The organism is Streptomyces sp. C36, assembly GCF_040932295.1.
Lineage (GTDB): Bacteria > Actinomycetota > Actinomycetes > Streptomycetales > Streptomycetaceae > Streptomyces > Streptomyces triculaminicus.
In genome coordinates, this window is sequence record NZ_JBFQGI010000006.1 from 89333 (window position 1) to 103352 (window position 14020).

18 protein-coding genes are annotated in these 14020 nt (G+C 72.1%); 11 read left to right on the forward strand and 7 right to left on the reverse strand.

Annotation, left to right across the window (positions count from 1 at the left end; translation table 11 throughout):
• The first annotated feature begins 122 nt into the window (after positions 1-122).
• From AB4K12_RS19510 to AB4K12_RS19525, 4 genes are all read left to right on the forward strand, one after another.
• On the forward strand, positions 123-1382 hold the full coding sequence (locus AB4K12_RS19510; RefSeq protein WP_368435376.1) for a sensor histidine kinase: 1260 nt from the start codon (positions 123-125) through the stop codon (positions 1380-1382).
• Positions 1367-2014 carry a response regulator gene (locus AB4K12_RS19515; RefSeq protein ID WP_368435377.1) on the forward strand — a complete coding sequence of 216 codons (648 nt, stop codon included), beginning with the start codon at positions 1367-1369 and terminating at the stop codon, positions 2012-2014. Before AB4K12_RS19510 ends, AB4K12_RS19515 begins: the two co-directional genes overlap by 16 nt.
• A gap of 164 nt (positions 2015-2178) precedes the next feature.
• Positions 2179-3552 (forward strand): TrkH family potassium uptake protein, encoded by a 1374-nt coding sequence (locus AB4K12_RS19520; RefSeq protein WP_368435378.1) that lies wholly within the window; start codon positions 2179-2181, stop codon positions 3550-3552.
• A complete protein-coding gene (locus AB4K12_RS19525; protein WP_368435379.1) occupies positions 3545-4279 on the forward strand; it encodes a TrkA family potassium uptake protein in 735 nt (244 codons plus the stop codon). The genes AB4K12_RS19520 and AB4K12_RS19525 overlap by 8 nt, the downstream gene beginning before the upstream one ends.
• 67 nt (positions 4280-4346) lie before the next feature.
• Here AB4K12_RS19525 and AB4K12_RS19530 read toward each other — a convergent pair whose 3' ends face one another.
• Positions 4347-4538, reverse strand: coding sequence for a DUF5133 domain-containing protein (locus AB4K12_RS19530; protein ID WP_362255990.1), 192 nt, complete (start codon positions 4536-4538; stop codon positions 4347-4349).
• A gap of 139 nt (positions 4539-4677) precedes the next feature.
• On the opposite strand from AB4K12_RS19530, the gene AB4K12_RS19535 reads away from it, so the two are divergent.
• Positions 4678-5049, forward strand: coding sequence for an arsenate reductase family protein (locus AB4K12_RS19535; RefSeq protein ID WP_207246397.1), 372 nt, complete (start codon positions 4678-4680; stop codon positions 5047-5049).
• A 68-nt stretch (positions 5050-5117) separates the two neighbouring features.
• Here AB4K12_RS19535 and AB4K12_RS19540 read toward each other — a convergent pair whose 3' ends face one another.
• Positions 5118-5558: an enediyne antibiotic chromoprotein gene (locus AB4K12_RS19540; RefSeq protein WP_368435380.1), complete on the reverse strand. Its 441-nt coding sequence runs from the start codon at positions 5556-5558 to the stop codon at positions 5118-5120.
• 216 nt (positions 5559-5774) lie between these two features.
• On the opposite strand from AB4K12_RS19540, the gene AB4K12_RS19545 reads away from it, so the two are divergent.
• Positions 5775-6551: a hypothetical protein gene (locus AB4K12_RS19545; protein ID WP_368435381.1), complete on the forward strand. Its 777-nt coding sequence runs from the start codon at positions 5775-5777 to the stop codon at positions 6549-6551.
• 76 nt (positions 6552-6627) lie between these two features.
• Here the strand turns inward: AB4K12_RS19545 and AB4K12_RS19550 are convergent, their stop codons facing one another.
• Both AB4K12_RS19550 and AB4K12_RS19555 read right to left on the reverse strand, forming a co-directional pair.
• On the reverse strand, positions 6628-7398 hold the full coding sequence (locus AB4K12_RS19550; RefSeq protein WP_368435382.1) for a hypothetical protein: 771 nt from the start codon (positions 7396-7398) through the stop codon (positions 6628-6630).
• Between the two features lie 230 nt (positions 7399-7628).
• Complete coding sequence (locus tag AB4K12_RS19555) at positions 7629-8174, reverse strand: hypothetical protein (RefSeq protein WP_368435383.1); 546 nt, start codon at positions 8172-8174, stop codon at positions 7629-7631.
• Between the two features lie 164 nt (positions 8175-8338).
• Here AB4K12_RS19555 and bla point away from each other — a divergent pair, with 164 nt between their 5' ends.
• Positions 8339-9214: a class A beta-lactamase gene (gene bla / locus AB4K12_RS19560; RefSeq protein ID WP_368435691.1), complete on the forward strand. Its 876-nt coding sequence runs from the start codon at positions 8339-8341 to the stop codon at positions 9212-9214.
• Between the two features lie 134 nt (positions 9215-9348).
• Entirely contained in the window at positions 9349-9711 is a 363-nt protein-coding gene (locus AB4K12_RS19565) for a cupin domain-containing protein (RefSeq protein ID WP_368435384.1), read from the forward strand.
• 21 nt (positions 9712-9732) lie between these two features.
• Here the strand turns inward: AB4K12_RS19565 and AB4K12_RS19570 are convergent, their stop codons facing one another.
• Positions 9733-10164: a protein phosphatase gene (locus AB4K12_RS19570; protein WP_368435385.1), complete on the reverse strand. Its 432-nt coding sequence runs from the start codon at positions 10162-10164 to the stop codon at positions 9733-9735.
• 137 nt (positions 10165-10301) lie between these two features.
• Between AB4K12_RS19570 and AB4K12_RS19575 the strand changes: the two genes are divergently transcribed.
• The 3 genes from AB4K12_RS19575 (at position 10302) to AB4K12_RS19585 (ending at position 12263) form a co-directional block, all read left to right on the forward strand.
• Positions 10302-11474 carry a PP2C family protein-serine/threonine phosphatase gene (locus AB4K12_RS19575; RefSeq protein ID WP_368435386.1) on the forward strand — a complete coding sequence of 391 codons (1173 nt, stop codon included), beginning with the start codon at positions 10302-10304 and terminating at the stop codon, positions 11472-11474.
• Between the two features lie 144 nt (positions 11475-11618).
• Positions 11619-11852, forward strand: coding sequence for a hypothetical protein (locus tag AB4K12_RS19580; protein WP_086572687.1), 234 nt, complete (start codon positions 11619-11621; stop codon positions 11850-11852).
• A 111-nt stretch (positions 11853-11963) separates the two neighbouring features.
• Positions 11964-12263, forward strand: a complete 300-nt coding sequence (locus AB4K12_RS19585) for a hypothetical protein (RefSeq protein ID WP_368435387.1) — start codon at positions 11964-11966, stop codon at positions 12261-12263.
• A gap of 28 nt (positions 12264-12291) precedes the next feature.
• Here AB4K12_RS19585 and AB4K12_RS19590 read toward each other — a convergent pair whose 3' ends face one another.
• A complete protein-coding gene (locus AB4K12_RS19590; RefSeq protein ID WP_368435388.1) occupies positions 12292-13239 on the reverse strand; it encodes a glycosyltransferase in 948 nt (315 codons plus the stop codon).
• A gap of 204 nt (positions 13240-13443) precedes the next feature.
• Positions 13444-13875 (reverse strand): GNAT family N-acetyltransferase, encoded by a 432-nt coding sequence (locus AB4K12_RS19595; protein ID WP_368435389.1) that lies wholly within the window; start codon positions 13873-13875, stop codon positions 13444-13446.
• Positions 13876-14020 lie beyond the last annotated feature (145 nt).

Consider the following 14020-nt stretch of genomic DNA (forward strand, 5'->3'; position numbering starts at 1 on the left):
ACGCGGTATCGGCCTGGACCCACGGGTGGGTGGGGCTAGCCCCACTCCCTGACCGACCGGGGCGGTGGCGGGCTCCGCGCGGTGCACAGTGGGAGCACCGAACGGCAAGCGGAGGAAGAGTCATGAGACAGCTGGGTTCGTGGGTGGCGCGCGCCGGCGTGGGGTTCGTGCAGGCGTGCGTCGTAGCGGCCGTGAGCATGCTGGTCCCGGCCGTGTGGGCCGCCGCCGTGGCGCTGGGGATCTGGTGGGGCGCGGGCAACCCGTGGTCGTGGACAGCGCCGTTCGTGCTGGTGTGCGTGGGCACGCTCGCCCTGTCCCGCCCGGTCTGCCGGATGATCCGCTTCCTCGTCGCGCGGTGGACCGCCACCGTCATCCCCGCCGGATACCGGCAGGCCGGGCCGGTGACGCGGATGTCCACCGGGTACTGGTGGAACGGCTTCGGCTACGAGCGCAGCCGCCGGGACGCCATCATGGATCAGAAGTGGCGGACGTGGTGGGGCGACCCGGCCACCTGGCGTGACCTTCGGTTCACGGGGATCGCGCCGCTCACCGCGGGAGTGGTCGCCGCCTTCCCGCCGGCCGCGGCGGCCTCGGCGGTTCTCGCGCTCCGCCTGCCGGTGCCCGCCGGGCGCCTCGTCGGGGCGCTCGGCCTGGTCGTGGCCGTCGCCTCCGCCCCGTACGCCTGGCGGACCGTCGAGCCGGTGGCCGTCCGCTTCCTGCGCCCGTCGTCCGCGATGGCGCTGGCGGACCGGGTGGAGGAGCTGACCGCCCAGCGCGCGGACGCGACGGTCGCGCAGGCCGCCGAGATCCGCCGGATCGAGCGGGACCTGCACGACGGCGCGCAGGCCCGCCTGGTCGCGCTCGGGCTCTCCCTGGCGACCGCAGAAAAACTGATGGAGACCCACCCCGACCAGGCCAGGGCGCTGATGCGGGACGCGCGGGCCGGCGCCACCGCCTCGCTGACTGAGCTCCGCGAGCTGATCCGGGGCATCAGCCCGCCGGTGCTGAACGAGCGGGGACTCGTCGACGCCGTCCGTGCCCTCGCTCTGGACGTCCCCCTCGACGTGGCCGTCGGCGCCGGCGCCCCGCTGCGCCTGGACCCGCCGATCGAGTCCGCCGTCTACTTCGGCGTCGCCGAGCTGCTGACCAACGCGGTCAAGCACGCCCATGCGTCGCGGGCGCGCGTCCGCCTCGCCAGGGACGAGACCGGCCTCGTCGTCGAGGTCGAGGACGACGGCCGGGGCGGGGCCGACGTGCGGGCCGACGGCGGGCTCGCGGGGCTGCGCCGCCGCCTCGCGGTCTTCGACGGCATCCTGGAGATCACCAGCCCGCCGGGCGGCCCTACCCATGTCAGGATGACGGTGCCATGCGAATCCTTGTAGCCGAAGACCTCTACCTCCTGCGCGACGGGATGGTCCGCCTGATCGAGGCGTACGGGCACCAGGTGGTGGCGACGGCCGCCACCGGACCCGAGACGCTCGACGCGCTGCGGACATGGCGTCCGGACGTGTCCGTCATCGACGTTCGTATGCCGCCGCACCAGTCGGACGAGGGCCTGCGGGCGGCACTCGCCGCCCGCGGCGAGATACCCGGGCTGCCGGTCCTCATCCTCTCCCAGCACGTCGAGCAGCTCTACGCCCGCGAGCTCCTGGCCGACGGCTCCGGCGGCGTCGGCTACCTCCTCAAGGAGAGCGTGTTCGACGCCGACCAGTTCATCGACGCCCTGGAGCGCGTCGCGGGCGGCGGGACCGCCATGGACCCGGCCGTCATCGCGAGACTGCTCTCCAACGGTTCCCCGAACCGGGGACTCGGCCAACTCACCGAACGTGAGCACTCCGTGCTGGGCCTCATGGCCGAGGGACTGTCCAACCAGGCCATCGGCCGCCGCCTCTTCCTCAGCGAGAGCGCCATCGGCAAGTACACCACCTCCCTGTTCGGCAAGCTCGGCATCATGGACGACGACGACACCAACCGCCGCGTCCGCGCCGTCCTCACCTACCTGAACAAGCCGTAGCCCGATCCGGGCGGGCACGTTCACCGGGCCGGCTGATCGCCGGCACTCGTCCGGCGAGCCGGATCCCGCCGATCGGCGGGGTGACCCGGTCGTGAGCGGATCCCCGGGTACCTTTTCGTCAGATATTCGGCAATATCAGGCCGATCATGGCGGGAGGTCGGCGGGTGGCAGGGCACACGGCGCAGCTCCTGCGGTGGCTGCTGACCATCCATCCCGCACGGACCCTCGTGGGCGCCTTCGCCCTGGTGATCGCGGGTGGCGCGCTGCTGCTGATGCTGCCGGTCGCGACAGAGGGCCCGCGCGGTGCGGACTTCGTCACCGCCCTGTTCACCTCGACCTCCGCCGCCTGTGTGACCGGGCTGGTCGTCGTCGACACCGGAACGTACTGGAGCGGCTTCGGCGAGGGCGTGATCATCGCCCTGATCCAGCTCGGCGGCTTCGGCATCATGACCATGGCCTCGCTGCTGGCGCTGCTGATCTCCGGAAAGCTGCGGCTGCGGATGCGGCTGACGGCGCAGGCGGAGACGAAGAGCCTGGGCCTCGGGGACGTACGGCGCGTCCTGGTCGGCGTCGCCGTGATCACGCTGACCGTCGAGGCCGCGGTGAGCACGCTGCTCGCGCTGCGGCTCTTCCTCGCCTATGGGCGGGGCCTGGGGGACGCCGCCTACCTCGGCCTCTTCCACGCCGTCTCGGCGTTCAACAACGCCGGTTTCGGGCTGAGACCCGACAACCTCGTCCCCTACGCCGAGGACCCGTGGGTGACCCTGCCGGTGGCGTTCACCGTGATCATCGGCGGCCTCGGCTTCCCCGTCCTGCTCGAGGTGCTGCGCCACCGGCGCCGCAGACGGACTCAAGGCAAGCGCAACTGGTCGCTCCACACCAAGCTCACGGTGCTCACCTCCGTGGTGCTGCTGGCGACGGGCACCGCGCTGACGTGCCTGCTGGAGTGGACCAACCCCGGCACGCTGCGCCCCTTCGACTGGGACGAGAAGGTCCTCAACGGGTTCTTCCACTCGGCGGTGAGCCGTACGGCCGGCTTCAACACCCTCGACATCGGCGCCATGCGGCCGTCGACGCTCCTGGCCACCTGCGTGCTGATGTACATCGGAGGGGGAAGCGCGGGCACCGCCGGCGGGATCAAGGTCACCACCTTCGCCGTCCTGGCCGCCGCCATGTTCGCCGAGGTGCGCGGCGAACCCGCCGCCGAGGTGATGCGACGGCGCCTCGCGCCGTCCGTCCTGCGCCAGGCCCTGACCGTCGCCCTGCTGAGCATCGGGCTGGTGATCGTGGCGACCCTCGCGCTGCTCACCGTCTCGGGGAAGTCCCTCTCGGCGGTGCTGTTCGAAGTCGTCTCGGCGTTCGGGACGGTGGGCCTGTCCACCGGCATCACCCCGGGGCTGTCCACCGCCGGAAAGCTCATCCTCATCGCGCTGATGTTCGTCGGCCGGCTCGGGCCGGTCACGTTGGTGTCGGCGCTGGCGCTGCGCGAACGCCTGCGCCGCTACGAGCTACCGAAGGAGCGACCCGTCATTGGCTGACTACCTGCACCCCCTCAGAGCTCCCCTCAGAGCGCGCCGTGACAAGCGCACCGCGCGGCGCCCCCAGCCCCCGGCCGGCCAGCAGGTCGTCGTGATCGGACTCGGGCGGTTCGGCGATTCGCTGTGCCGTGAACTGATGCGGCGCGGCTGGGACGTCCTCGGTGTGGACCACGACCCGGTGCGGGTCCAGAAGCTGAGCGACGTGATCACCCACGCGGTGGCGGCCGACTGCACGGACCCGGTGGTGCTCCAGCAACTCGGCGTGCACGAGTTCACCAGCACCGTGGTCGCCATCGGCTCCGACGTCGAGGCGAGCATCATGACGACGTCGAACCTGCTGGAGGCCGAGGTGCCCAACGTCTGGGCCAAGGCGGTCAGCCGGCAGCACGGCCGCATCCTGGAAAGGCTCGGCGCCCACCATGTGGTGCTTCCCGAACATGACATGGGCGAGCGGGTGGCGCATCTGGTGACCGGGCGGATGATGGACTTCATCCAGTTCGACGACGACTACGCCCTGGTGAAGACCGCCGCCCCGGGGGCCGTCACCGGGATGCCGCTGGGCGAGAGCCGGGTGCGCGGCAAGTACGGGGTGACGGTCGTCGGAATCAAGCGGCCCGGCGAGGACTTCACCCACGCCACCGCCGAAACGGTCGTCGAGCACGGTGACATCATCGTCGTCACCGGCAGGACGGCGGCCGTGGAGCGGTTCACCGAGCTCGACCGGTGAACCGCTGCCCCTCGGGGGCGCCGGCCCCGGCACGGCGGAGGCCGCGGGCGGCGCGGCCCCCGGTCCGTCAGGCCAGCTGCCGCCGGGCGGCGACGACCGCGGCGTCCACGTCGCGCGTGCCGGTGGAGACGCACAGGGTGTAGGCGACGTCGTCCATGCGCTGCCGTACCTGCTCACCGCCCTCGCCCCGGTACAGCGCGCGGAGTTCCTCGTACTCCTCGATCAGTTTGGTCAGCACCGCAGGGTGAGCCATCACCACGGGTTCTCTCCTCCCGCCCCGGCCGCCCTGACCGGGGCGAGGGCTCGGCTACCCAGGACCCGTACGGTCATGCGCGGGGGGTACGCGGCGGGCACGGCCCCGGGCGGGTGGGGCGCGAGCCGGCGGTTACCGTAGGGCCATGGAGATCTGGATCAACCCCGCCTGTTCGAAGTGCCGCAGCGCCCTCACGCTGCTCGACGCGGAGGGCGCCGGCTACACGGTCCGGCGTTACCTCGACGACGTGCCGAGCGCGGAGGAGATCCGTGCGGTGCTCGGCCGGCTCGGGCTGGAGCCGTGGGACATCACCCGGACCACGGAGGCCGAGGCCAAGGAGCTCGGGATGAAGGACTGGCCTCGCGAGGAGGGTTCCCGGGAGCGGTGGGTGGAGGCCCTGACCCGGCATCCGAAGCTGATCCAGCGGCCGATCATCACGGCGGACGACGGCTCGGCCGTGGTGGGGCGTACCGAGGAGGCCGTGCGGGAGGCCCTGGCACGGTCCGGGCGCCGCTAGCCGCCGCCTCGCCCGGGAACGGTGGTGGGTACGCGGCCTCTGCCCGTACCCACCGGTCCTGCGGGGCGTTATCCGGCGAAGCTCAGCCGTACCTGGCCGATGTGCTCGTTCGGTCCGCCCGAGTCGACGTAGCACTGGACGGCGGCGCAGTCGACGGGCCCGACGATCTCGCCGGTGGTGGGCGACTTGCCCTGGAACGCCTTGTTCACCACGAGCTGGAAGGTGGCGGCGCCCTTGTCGTCGGTGCGATAGGGGGTGGCGCTGCCCCAGTTGCAGGCGTCGGCTCCGTTGACCTTGGCGCACTGCCCGACGAAGTACTCCGCGCCGGGCTGGGCGCCGGTCACCGAGACGGTGACGCTCTGGCCGTCGTTGAGGTTCTCCGACGGGGTGACCGTGATCTGTGCGGCCTTGACGGCGAGCGCGGGGGCCTGGGCCGCGATGGAGAGGCCGAGGGCCAGCGCGGCGGCCGCGCCCAGTCCGGGTAACGGTCCGGTCCTGAAATTCACCATGGCGTCGTTGTCCCTTCCCATCCGAGTGGTCGGAAACGAGAACTCACGGGCGGCTGGCGGCACTTCCGCTATTCCGTCCGTTTTGGATCCTCTGGAATGATCACATGCCGCTGAGCGGAAGGGCATCTTCGATATTGCTGCGCGAGGGCCGGAGGAGGGCTCGGCGGCCCTCGATAAACTCCCCCGAGATCGATCTTCACAGGGGAGGACGCCTCGATGGCGCTCAGAGACCAGACCGCGGGAATCCGGGGAAACCCCGCATGGGGGTCCGCCCGGCACGCCCGCGCCCGGGCCGTCGCCATCTTCGCGGCTCCCAGCACGGGCCGGGTGAGCGATCCCGTCATAGGCCGCGTGCAAAAGGCACGCGCGATCGCCGGCCTGCTGACGACGTTCGCGCTGATATCCGTCTACGGCGTGGACGGCGGCTGGAGCGCGGTGTTCGCGGACGGGCTCACCAAGCTGTTCCTCGCCCCGCTGATCCTGATACTGGTGGGGCCGCTCGTCATCGTCGGCTTCATCTGGTACGCGCCGCCGCGGCACCGGGCGTTGCTCCGCTCACGCCTGCGCTACCCCCTCAAGGCCATCGGCTGGTACCTGGGCGTTCCCGCCCTCGCCGTCGGCGGGTTCCTCGGCCTGGGCGGGCTGCTGAAGCTGATGGAGGACGTCGTCGCCGTCCAGATGCTGGTCGGGCTGCTCACCCTGGTCGTCGGGGTTCCGTATCTGGTCTGGTCGGCGTGCTTCCTCTTCTCCGCCTCGGGTCCCGCCGCCCGCTACGCCTTCAACACCGCCGACGTGCACGCCGCGCTGCCGGCCGTGCTCACCACCGTCCTCGTGTGGGTGCTCAACCTCGTCCAGCTCGGCGACGGCCTGCCCAACGGGCCGCTGCCCGTGCAGATCGCGGCCTTCCTCGGCGGCCCCCTGTCGGTCACGGCCGTCTCGTACTGGGAGGTGCGCGTCCTGCGCACCCGGTACGGGGTGCGCGTCCGGGGCTGAGCGACGGCCCCGGAACGCACCGCGGCAGGCCGGGCCCCCGTACGGGCCCGGCCTGCCGCGGCGTTCGCCGGAAGGCTCAGCCGAGCTTCTTCATCTGGGCGTCGACGACGTCCTTGGGCTGCTCCGCCTTGCCGGCCAGGCTCAGGGAGTAGAAGGAGGCGACCGTACCGCCCTTGCGGGCCACCACCATGTGGGTGGTGGCGGACTCGCCGCCCTCCGCCTCCATGGCGAAGGTGAAGGCCACGGACTCGTCGCCCGCCGTGAGGGAGAGGGGCTCGACCTTGGTGAACTTCGTCTTCTCACCGTCGGCCGTCATGGCGAAGCCGCCGGCGCAGGCCGCACCCGCCTTCTTCACCGCGGCCACGGCGTCCGCCGCGCCCTGGCCCTCGTGCGAGCCCAGCGTGGCGGCCGTGACGGTGGTGCCGAGCGCGCCGAGGCCGGCCTTCATCTTCTCCTCGGCCGAGGCGCCCTCGGCCGGCTTCGCGGGCATCTTCATGGCCTTGCGGGTCACGGTCGCGCCGGGCTTGCCGGCACCGCGCATCGCCATGACGTCGACCAGCGGCTTGCACTCGGCCTTGTCGCTGCCCATGGCCTTGGTCGACTCGGTGTCCGCCTTGGTGGCGCCGGCGACCTTGAGGCCCGGAAGGTCGCTCTCGGCCAGCGCGAGCTTCTCCAGCTCGGCCTGCGACAGGGCCTTCCCGGCCGGGGCGGCGGGCGCGCCGGCGGAGGCCTTGGCCTTGGGCTCGTCCTTCGCCTCGGACTCCTTGGAGCCACAAGCGCCGGCGAGCAGGGCCAGCGACATCGCGGAAGCGGCGATGGCGGTACGACGGACGGTGATGCGACGCATGGAACAGCTTTCTTTTCGATCGGTGAGACAACGCTCCCGCGCGCCGGATTCCTTGGCGTTCACGCGGACCGTCGTGTGCGGATCAATCTACGTCCCCCACCGGCCGACAGATCAACATAATTTCGCCTCTGACCTCAATCGTGACGTCGGCGCAATCACTCGTCTATCCGACCGAGGCTTGCGGGCGCATTCCTTTCCTGATAACGAATCAAAAGGCGTGCCGTCCGGTGTCAGGCCGGCCCGTCGCTCCGCAGTTCCCTGAGCCCGCCGTAGTACTCGCGTAGGCGGACGAGTTTTTCCGCGACGGCTTCGTCCGTGACCGATGCCATCCCGTCGAGGACCTCGAGACACCAGTCCCGCCCGGAGTCATCACTTCCGCGTATGTACTCCAGGGTCCGTTCGACGCCGTTGACGACGAGGAAGGCATCGGGCAGCCCGCAAAAGGTGTCGAAGCTTCTGGACTTCGCCTCCCACAGCAGCCAGACGTCCTCGATCCGCCGCTGTTCGGCGACGAGCAGGGCCGCCATGCCGATGCGATCGCTGTACCCCCAGGCATGGCCGTGACCGAGGATTTCCTGGCGCAGCAGAAAGCGCGCGAAATCCGCGGAGCAGGGGCCGGGGTCCGCGAGGAGCAGGTCCAGCACTTCCTCGCGGTCCTTCCAGCCCGCGTCGTACGGGAGGCCGTCGGCGTCGTAGCGGCCGTCGAAGGCCAGCAGTTCCCAGCGGTCGGGGTCCGCCTGCCACCAGGCCGGGTCGGGAACGGTGGGCTCGCTCATCGGGACTCTCCTCGCGAGGGCGGTCATCGGCGTCATAGCGCGCAAGTGGAACTGAACGGTCTACTGCCGGCGTCTTCAAGATCGTCTTTGCCGTAACGACAGAGAAGAGTACGACCGTGACACCACTGCCGCAGACCGCCCGTGGCGCCCTCTCCCGCCGCGCGATGCTGACGCTCGGCGCGGGAACGGCGCTGACCGCCGCCCTCGCCACGAGCGGCACGGCCTACGCGTCGACGCCCGGCGACGACGAGATCCGCCGGCGGCTGAGCCGGCTCGAGCGTGAGCACTCCGCGCGCGTGGGCGTGTTCGCGTACGACCCGAGGACGGGCCGGACCGTCCGCCACCGGGCCGACGAGCGCTTCCCGATGTGCTCGGTCTTCAAGACGCTCGCCGTCGCGGCCGTCCTGCGGGACCTCGACCACGACGGGACGTTCCTCGCCAAGCGCGTCCACTACACCCTGGACGACGTGAAGAAGGCCGTCTATGCGCCGGTCACGAAGGACCACATCGCCGACGGCATGACCGTGGCCGCGCTGTGCGAGGCCACGATCCAGCAGAGCGACAACGCCGCCGCCAACCTGCTGCTCCGTGAGCTGGGCGGCCCGACCGCCGTCACGCGCTTCTGCCGCTCCGTCGGAGACCCTGTCACCCGCCTCGACCGCTGGGAGCCCACGCTGAACTCGGCCGAGCCGTGGCGCGTCGAGGACACCACGACCCCCGGCGCCGTCGGCCGTACCTACGCCCGGCTCGTCCTCGGCAACGCCCTCGCGCCCGAGGACCGCGAGCGGCTGACGAAGTGGCTGCTGGGCAACACCACCAGCGCCGACCGTTTCCGCAAGGCGCTGCGCCCCGGCTGGACCCTCGGGGACAAGACCGGAGCCGGAAGCTACGGCACCAACAACGACGTGGGCATCGCCTGGAGGCCCGACGGCTCGCCCCTCGTGCTGTCCGTTCTGACGACCAAGCACAGCGCCGACGCCAAGGGTGAGGACGAGCTGGTCGCCGAGGTCGCGAAGATCCTGGTGGGTGCCCTGGCCTGACGGCCGGGAACGCCCGGGAACGCACCGGGACGCGGCGGGCGGGGACCGTCACCCGCCCGCCGCGCACGGCTCGCCGCCCGCCGCCGCGGCCACTACGTTCGAGGCAGCCGATCAGCTACCGAGGAGAGCGCCCGATGGCCGGTCTCGTACGCAAGAGCCTCGATTCGCCCGAGGAAGTCCGCCCCTTCGAGGACGGCAAAGGAAAGCTCGAGCTGGTGGACGCCGGTGCCGGCGCCGTCGGCAGGGGCACCTTCGAACCCGGCTGGCGCTGGACCCAGCACATCAAGCCGATCGCCGGGACCGACAGCTGCCAGGCCTCCCACGCCTGCTACGTCATCTCGGGCCGGATGCACATCGCCATGGACGACGGCCAGGAGGACGACTTCGGGCCGGGCGACTACATGATCTGCCCGCCCGGTCACGACGCCTGGGTCATCGGGGACGAGCCGTGCGTCCTCGTCGACTGGCGGGGCTTCGCCGACTACGCCAAGCGCTGACCGGTCCGCCGGCCCCGGAGCTCAGTCGGCGAAGCGGCGGACGTAGCGCTTCTGCCAGGGCGTTTCGACGGCGTGGCGGTCGTAGTGGCGGCGTACGAACTCCACCGCCGCGTCGGCGGGGACGCCGTCCAGGACGGCGAGGCAGGCCAGGGCGGTGCCCGTGCGGCCGCGGCCGCCGCCGCAGGCGATCTCGACGCGGTCGCATCCCGCCCGCGCCCATGCCTCGCCGAGCACCGCCTGGGCGTCCGTGGGGCTGGCGGGCAGCCGGAAGTCGGGCCAGCGCAGCCAGCGGGACTCCCAGGGAACCTCCGGGGGCCGCTTGCCCAGGAGGTGGACGGCGAAGCCGGGGAGCGGGCCGGGCGGAAGGCCCCGGCGCAGCCCCCGGCCCCGGATCAGCCGCCCGGAGGGCAGCCGCAGAACACCCACGTCGTCGATCGCCCACGTTCCCGCCACCCGTTCACCGTAGCCGCCGCGCGCCGGGGCGCCCAGGTGGAGAGCCGCCCCGGCGGCGACGACGCGGATCGTGTGACGACGAGGGTCACGGTCGAGGCAGGTGAGCAGGGAGCGCGCCGACGAGGTAAGCAGGAACCATGGCCCTTCAGCGGAGACGGTTCGGTTCCGGACGGCGACGGCCGCTCGGCCGCCGCTCGCTCATCGCGGTGCCGCTCGGGCTCATCGCCCTGGTCACGGTGGTCGATCTGCTGACACCCCCGGACATCCACCTGGGGCCGCTCCTGGTCGCCGCGCCCGCCATCACCGCCGCCATCGGCGGCGCGGCGCTCACCGCCGTCATCGGGGCCCTGGCCGTGACCGCCCAGGTCGTCATCGGGGTCTTCCACGGCGGCCTGACGACGCCGAACCACCAGGCCCAGATCGCCGCCCTGCTCCTCATCTCCGTCCTCCTGGTGATCTTCCGGCACACCCAGGAGGGCCACGAGCGGCAGCTCAGCCAGGCCCGCCTGGTCGCCGAGGTGACCCAGCGGGTGTTCCTGCGGCCGGTCCCCGCCCGCATCGGACCCCTGTCGTGCGCGTCGGTCTACCTCGCCGCCGAGGCCGAGACCCGCATGGGCGGCGACCTCTACGCCGTCGCGCGGACCCGGCACGGCACCCGCGTCATGATCGGCGACGTGCGCGGCAAGGGGCTCTCGGCGATCGGGGACGCCGCCCTGCTGCTCGGCGCCTTCCGCGCGGCGGCGCACCGCAACCCTCCGCTGCCCAGGCTGGTGGCCCATCTGCAGAACGCCTCGTACTGGGAGATGACGGAGCCGGACGCGAGCGGGGAACGGTTCGTCACCGCGGCGGTCCTGGACATCCCCGACGACCGGCCGCTGATCCAGTTGATCAACTGCGGTCACCCTCCCCCGCTGCTGCTGAGCGGGGGCGGGGTCACCGCCCTGGCGGTCGCCGACCCCGCGCTGCCGCTCGGCATGACCGGCGCCCTGACGGAGGACGACTACACGACCGAGTCCTTCCCCTACGCGGTGGGCGATGTGCTGCTGCTGTACACGGACGGCGTCATCGAGACCCGTGACGCCGACGGACGCTTCTACCCGCTCGCCGAACGGATCGCCTCCTGGCAGGAGACCGATCCGCAGCGGCTCGTCCATCGTGTCCACCGCGATCTGCTCGCCCACGCCGGGGGATCCGTGAGCGACGACGTGGCCATCCTGGCCATCGAACGGCGTGACCCGCTCGTGCCGGTGCCCGGCACGGCCCACGGGGCGGAGGAGGACGGCGGAAGCCCGCCCGCGGACGGGCGGTGAGGCCGGACGGGCGATGCCCGCGCCCCCGTGCCCGCGTCGTCGTGGCGCCGACGGTCTCCGCGACCCGGCGTGTTGCATCCTGACGACCCAGCGCCCCAGAGGCGACAGCACCCCGAACCGGGAGAGCGGCGAGGAATGAGCGACATGACGGTGTGCGAGGTCTGCGGCAACGACTACGAACTGTCCTTCGAGGTACGTGCCGCAGGGGCCGTGCACGTCTTCGACAGCTTCGAATGCGCGGCCCACAAACTCGCGCCGATCTGCGACAACTGCGGATGCCGCATCCTGGGCCACGGCCTGGAGACGGACGGCATGTTCTTCTGCTGCGCCCACTGCGCACGGGCGAAGGGCTACACCCAGCTCACCGACCACGCCTGAACCGGCGCGCTCGCGCCGCGGCGACGGTGGCGGCGGGCATGCCCGAGGGCGAGGCCCCGGGCCCCTTCATCCGCTACCGTGACAGCCGGCCGCGAAAGCGTGGAGGACCCGATGAGCACCGGCAGGCAGTGGACCGTCGACGGCATCAGTGACGCGCTCCCCCACCCCGAACTCCGCGCCACCTTCCTGCGCGAGGTGTCGTTCACGGACGTCGACGCCCTTCCCCGCCTCCTGCGCCACTGGGTCGGCTTCGTCCAGGAGTTCGAGGCGGAACGCCCGCGCGTCGAAGGCCTCAGGAGCCTCGTCGACACGGACGGCAGCCTTCCCGCCACGCGCACGGCCGGCTTCGTCGAGGTGAGCGCGGACGAGCTCCGCGGCGCGGCCGGCCGGGGCGGCCGCGGCGTCGCGTGACCCAAGGGTCCGCACCGGGCCGGCCGGATCACGGACCGAGGCGCTGCCGCTCCCGCTCCGGCCAGCCCGGAAGGCTCATCAGCGGCGGCAGTTCCGCCGTCCGGGCGGGGCGCCGGAGGACCTCGCCGGGACGGTCGCCGGGCGTCAGCACGACGCTGCCCCAGTGCTCCGGCAGCGGGCGGCCCTGCGCGCGGAACTCCGTCCGCATGGCCACGTAGAGCAGCTCGAAGGCCTGCATCGAGATGTGCGCCCAGTCCCCCTTGACGTGCTCCTTGTACTGAAGGTCCACCTGGCCGATCGCCGCGGCGCCGTGGCGGCGGCAGATCTGGTCGAGGATCCCGAACTCCGTTCCCCACCCGACGGGGAACACCAGCTCGGCCAGCGTCGCGCGGCGCGTGGCGTGCTCGCCGCTGAGCGGCTGGCGCATGCCGGCCAGCTCCGGGTGCAGCAGGGACAGCATCGGACGGGCCATGGCCTCGGTGGTGCGGCCGCCCCCGTACTGGTCGTAGAAGGCCCGTACGTGCTGGAGCGAGGCGTCGCCCAGCAGGGGGCCGATCAGCCGGGAGACCTTGGAGGAGTCGAATCTCAGGTGGTCGCCGTCGATGAAGACGACGATGTCGCCGTCGCTGGCCCAGATGCCCTTCCACATGACCGAGCCCTTGCCGGAGTCCGGGATCTCGGTGATCGGGCCGGCCGACGAGAAGTCGATCACTCGGGCTCCCGCGCGGGCCGCCCGCTCGGCGGTGTCGTCCATGGAGTGGTGATTGACGACCAGCACCTCGTCGATCGCCCCGGCCGCCATCAGCTCCTCGACGACCGGCCGCACCACGCCCTCGATCGTCGGACCGCAGTCGCGCGCCGGGATGACGACGGAGATCCGCGGGGGCGCGCCGCCGGACGTCGTGCAGGCCTGTCTGGCGGCGGCGAGGTCCTGGGGGCGGTCCGTGCCGGGCTCGAGGAAGGTCTTGATCGTCACTGTGCTCAGCCCTTCGGCCCTCGGTCGGCCCCCCGGTGCGGTCACCCCCTCGACGCGTGCGGCGCGCAGGGCCGCCGAGACCAGCATGAGGGATCGCGCACCGCGCCGCTCGGCCTCGTTCGGCCGTACGGGCTCACGGGGGCGGCCCGCCGCCCGGCAGGCCCGGGCGTGGGCCCGCGCCGGCCGGTCTTCGGGGCGGTCGTGTCAGCCGACGTCCTTCTGGAAGTGGAAGGCGGAGATGGCCATCCGCTCCCGCAGGTAGAAGCGGTGGGCGTCGGTGCGGTGGGTTCCGGAGTCCAGGGTGAACAGATGGCAGCCGGACTCGCGGGCGTGCTCCTGGAGGTGCGCCAGGAGGTGGTGGCCGACGCCGGTGGAGCGCGCGTCGGAGGCGGTCACCAGGTCGTCCACGTACAGCGCCCGCAGCGCGACGGTGTTGACCAGGACGCGCCAGCCGGCCGCGCCCACGCACACGCCGTCGTCACCGTACGCGGCCGTGAAGCGCAGGCCTTGGCCGTGTCCCTCCTCGTAGACCTGCCGGAAGAGGTCTTCCGTCAGATGCGGGCGCAGCTGCAGCAGGACGGGCAGGAGGTCGGATATGAGGCGGTCGTCGCCGGGAGCGAGGTCGATGATCTTCATGCGGGCACCCTAATGGCTTCCGGCCGCCGTCAGTGGCGTCGTCCCTGCGCGTCAGGTCGTCGGCTGCCCGGCGGCGCGGGCCGGAAACAGCGGCCGCCCGAGGTCTGACCGCGGGGATCGAGGGCAGCCGCACCGGTGACCGACC

Coding starts and splice junctions, on each gene's coding strand:
- AB4K12_RS19510 (WP_368435376.1), top strand. CDS start 123: ATGAGACAGCTGGGTTCGTGGGTGGCGCGCGCCGGCGTGGGGTTCGTG.
- AB4K12_RS19515 (WP_368435377.1), top strand. CDS start 1,367: ATGCGAATCCTTGTAGCCGAAGACCTCTACCTCCTGCGCGACGGGATG.
- AB4K12_RS19535 (WP_207246397.1), top strand. CDS start 4,678: ATGGAGATCTGGATCAACCCCGCCTGTTCGAAGTGCCGCAGCGCCCTC.
- AB4K12_RS19540 (WP_368435380.1), bottom strand. CDS start 5,558: ATGGTGAATTTCAGGACCGGACCGTTACCCGGACTGGGCGCGGCCGCC.
- AB4K12_RS19545 (WP_368435381.1), top strand. CDS start 5,775: ATGGCGCTCAGAGACCAGACCGCGGGAATCCGGGGAAACCCCGCATGG.
- AB4K12_RS19550 (WP_368435382.1), bottom strand. CDS start 7,398: ATGCGTCGCATCACCGTCCGTCGTACCGCCATCGCCGCTTCCGCGATG.
- AB4K12_RS19555 (WP_368435383.1), bottom strand. CDS start 8,174: ATGAGCGAGCCCACCGTTCCCGACCCGGCCTGGTGGCAGGCGGACCCC.
- bla (WP_368435691.1), top strand. CDS start 8,339: ATGCTGACGCTCGGCGCGGGAACGGCGCTGACCGCCGCCCTCGCCACG.
- AB4K12_RS19565 (WP_368435384.1), top strand. CDS start 9,349: ATGGCCGGTCTCGTACGCAAGAGCCTCGATTCGCCCGAGGAAGTCCGC.
- AB4K12_RS19575 (WP_368435386.1), top strand. CDS start 10,302: ATGGCCCTTCAGCGGAGACGGTTCGGTTCCGGACGGCGACGGCCGCTC.
- AB4K12_RS19580 (WP_086572687.1), top strand. CDS start 11,619: ATGACGGTGTGCGAGGTCTGCGGCAACGACTACGAACTGTCCTTCGAG.
- AB4K12_RS19585 (WP_368435387.1), top strand. CDS start 11,964: ATGAGCACCGGCAGGCAGTGGACCGTCGACGGCATCAGTGACGCGCTC.
- AB4K12_RS19595 (WP_368435389.1), bottom strand. CDS start 13,875: ATGAAGATCATCGACCTCGCTCCCGGCGACGACCGCCTCATATCCGAC.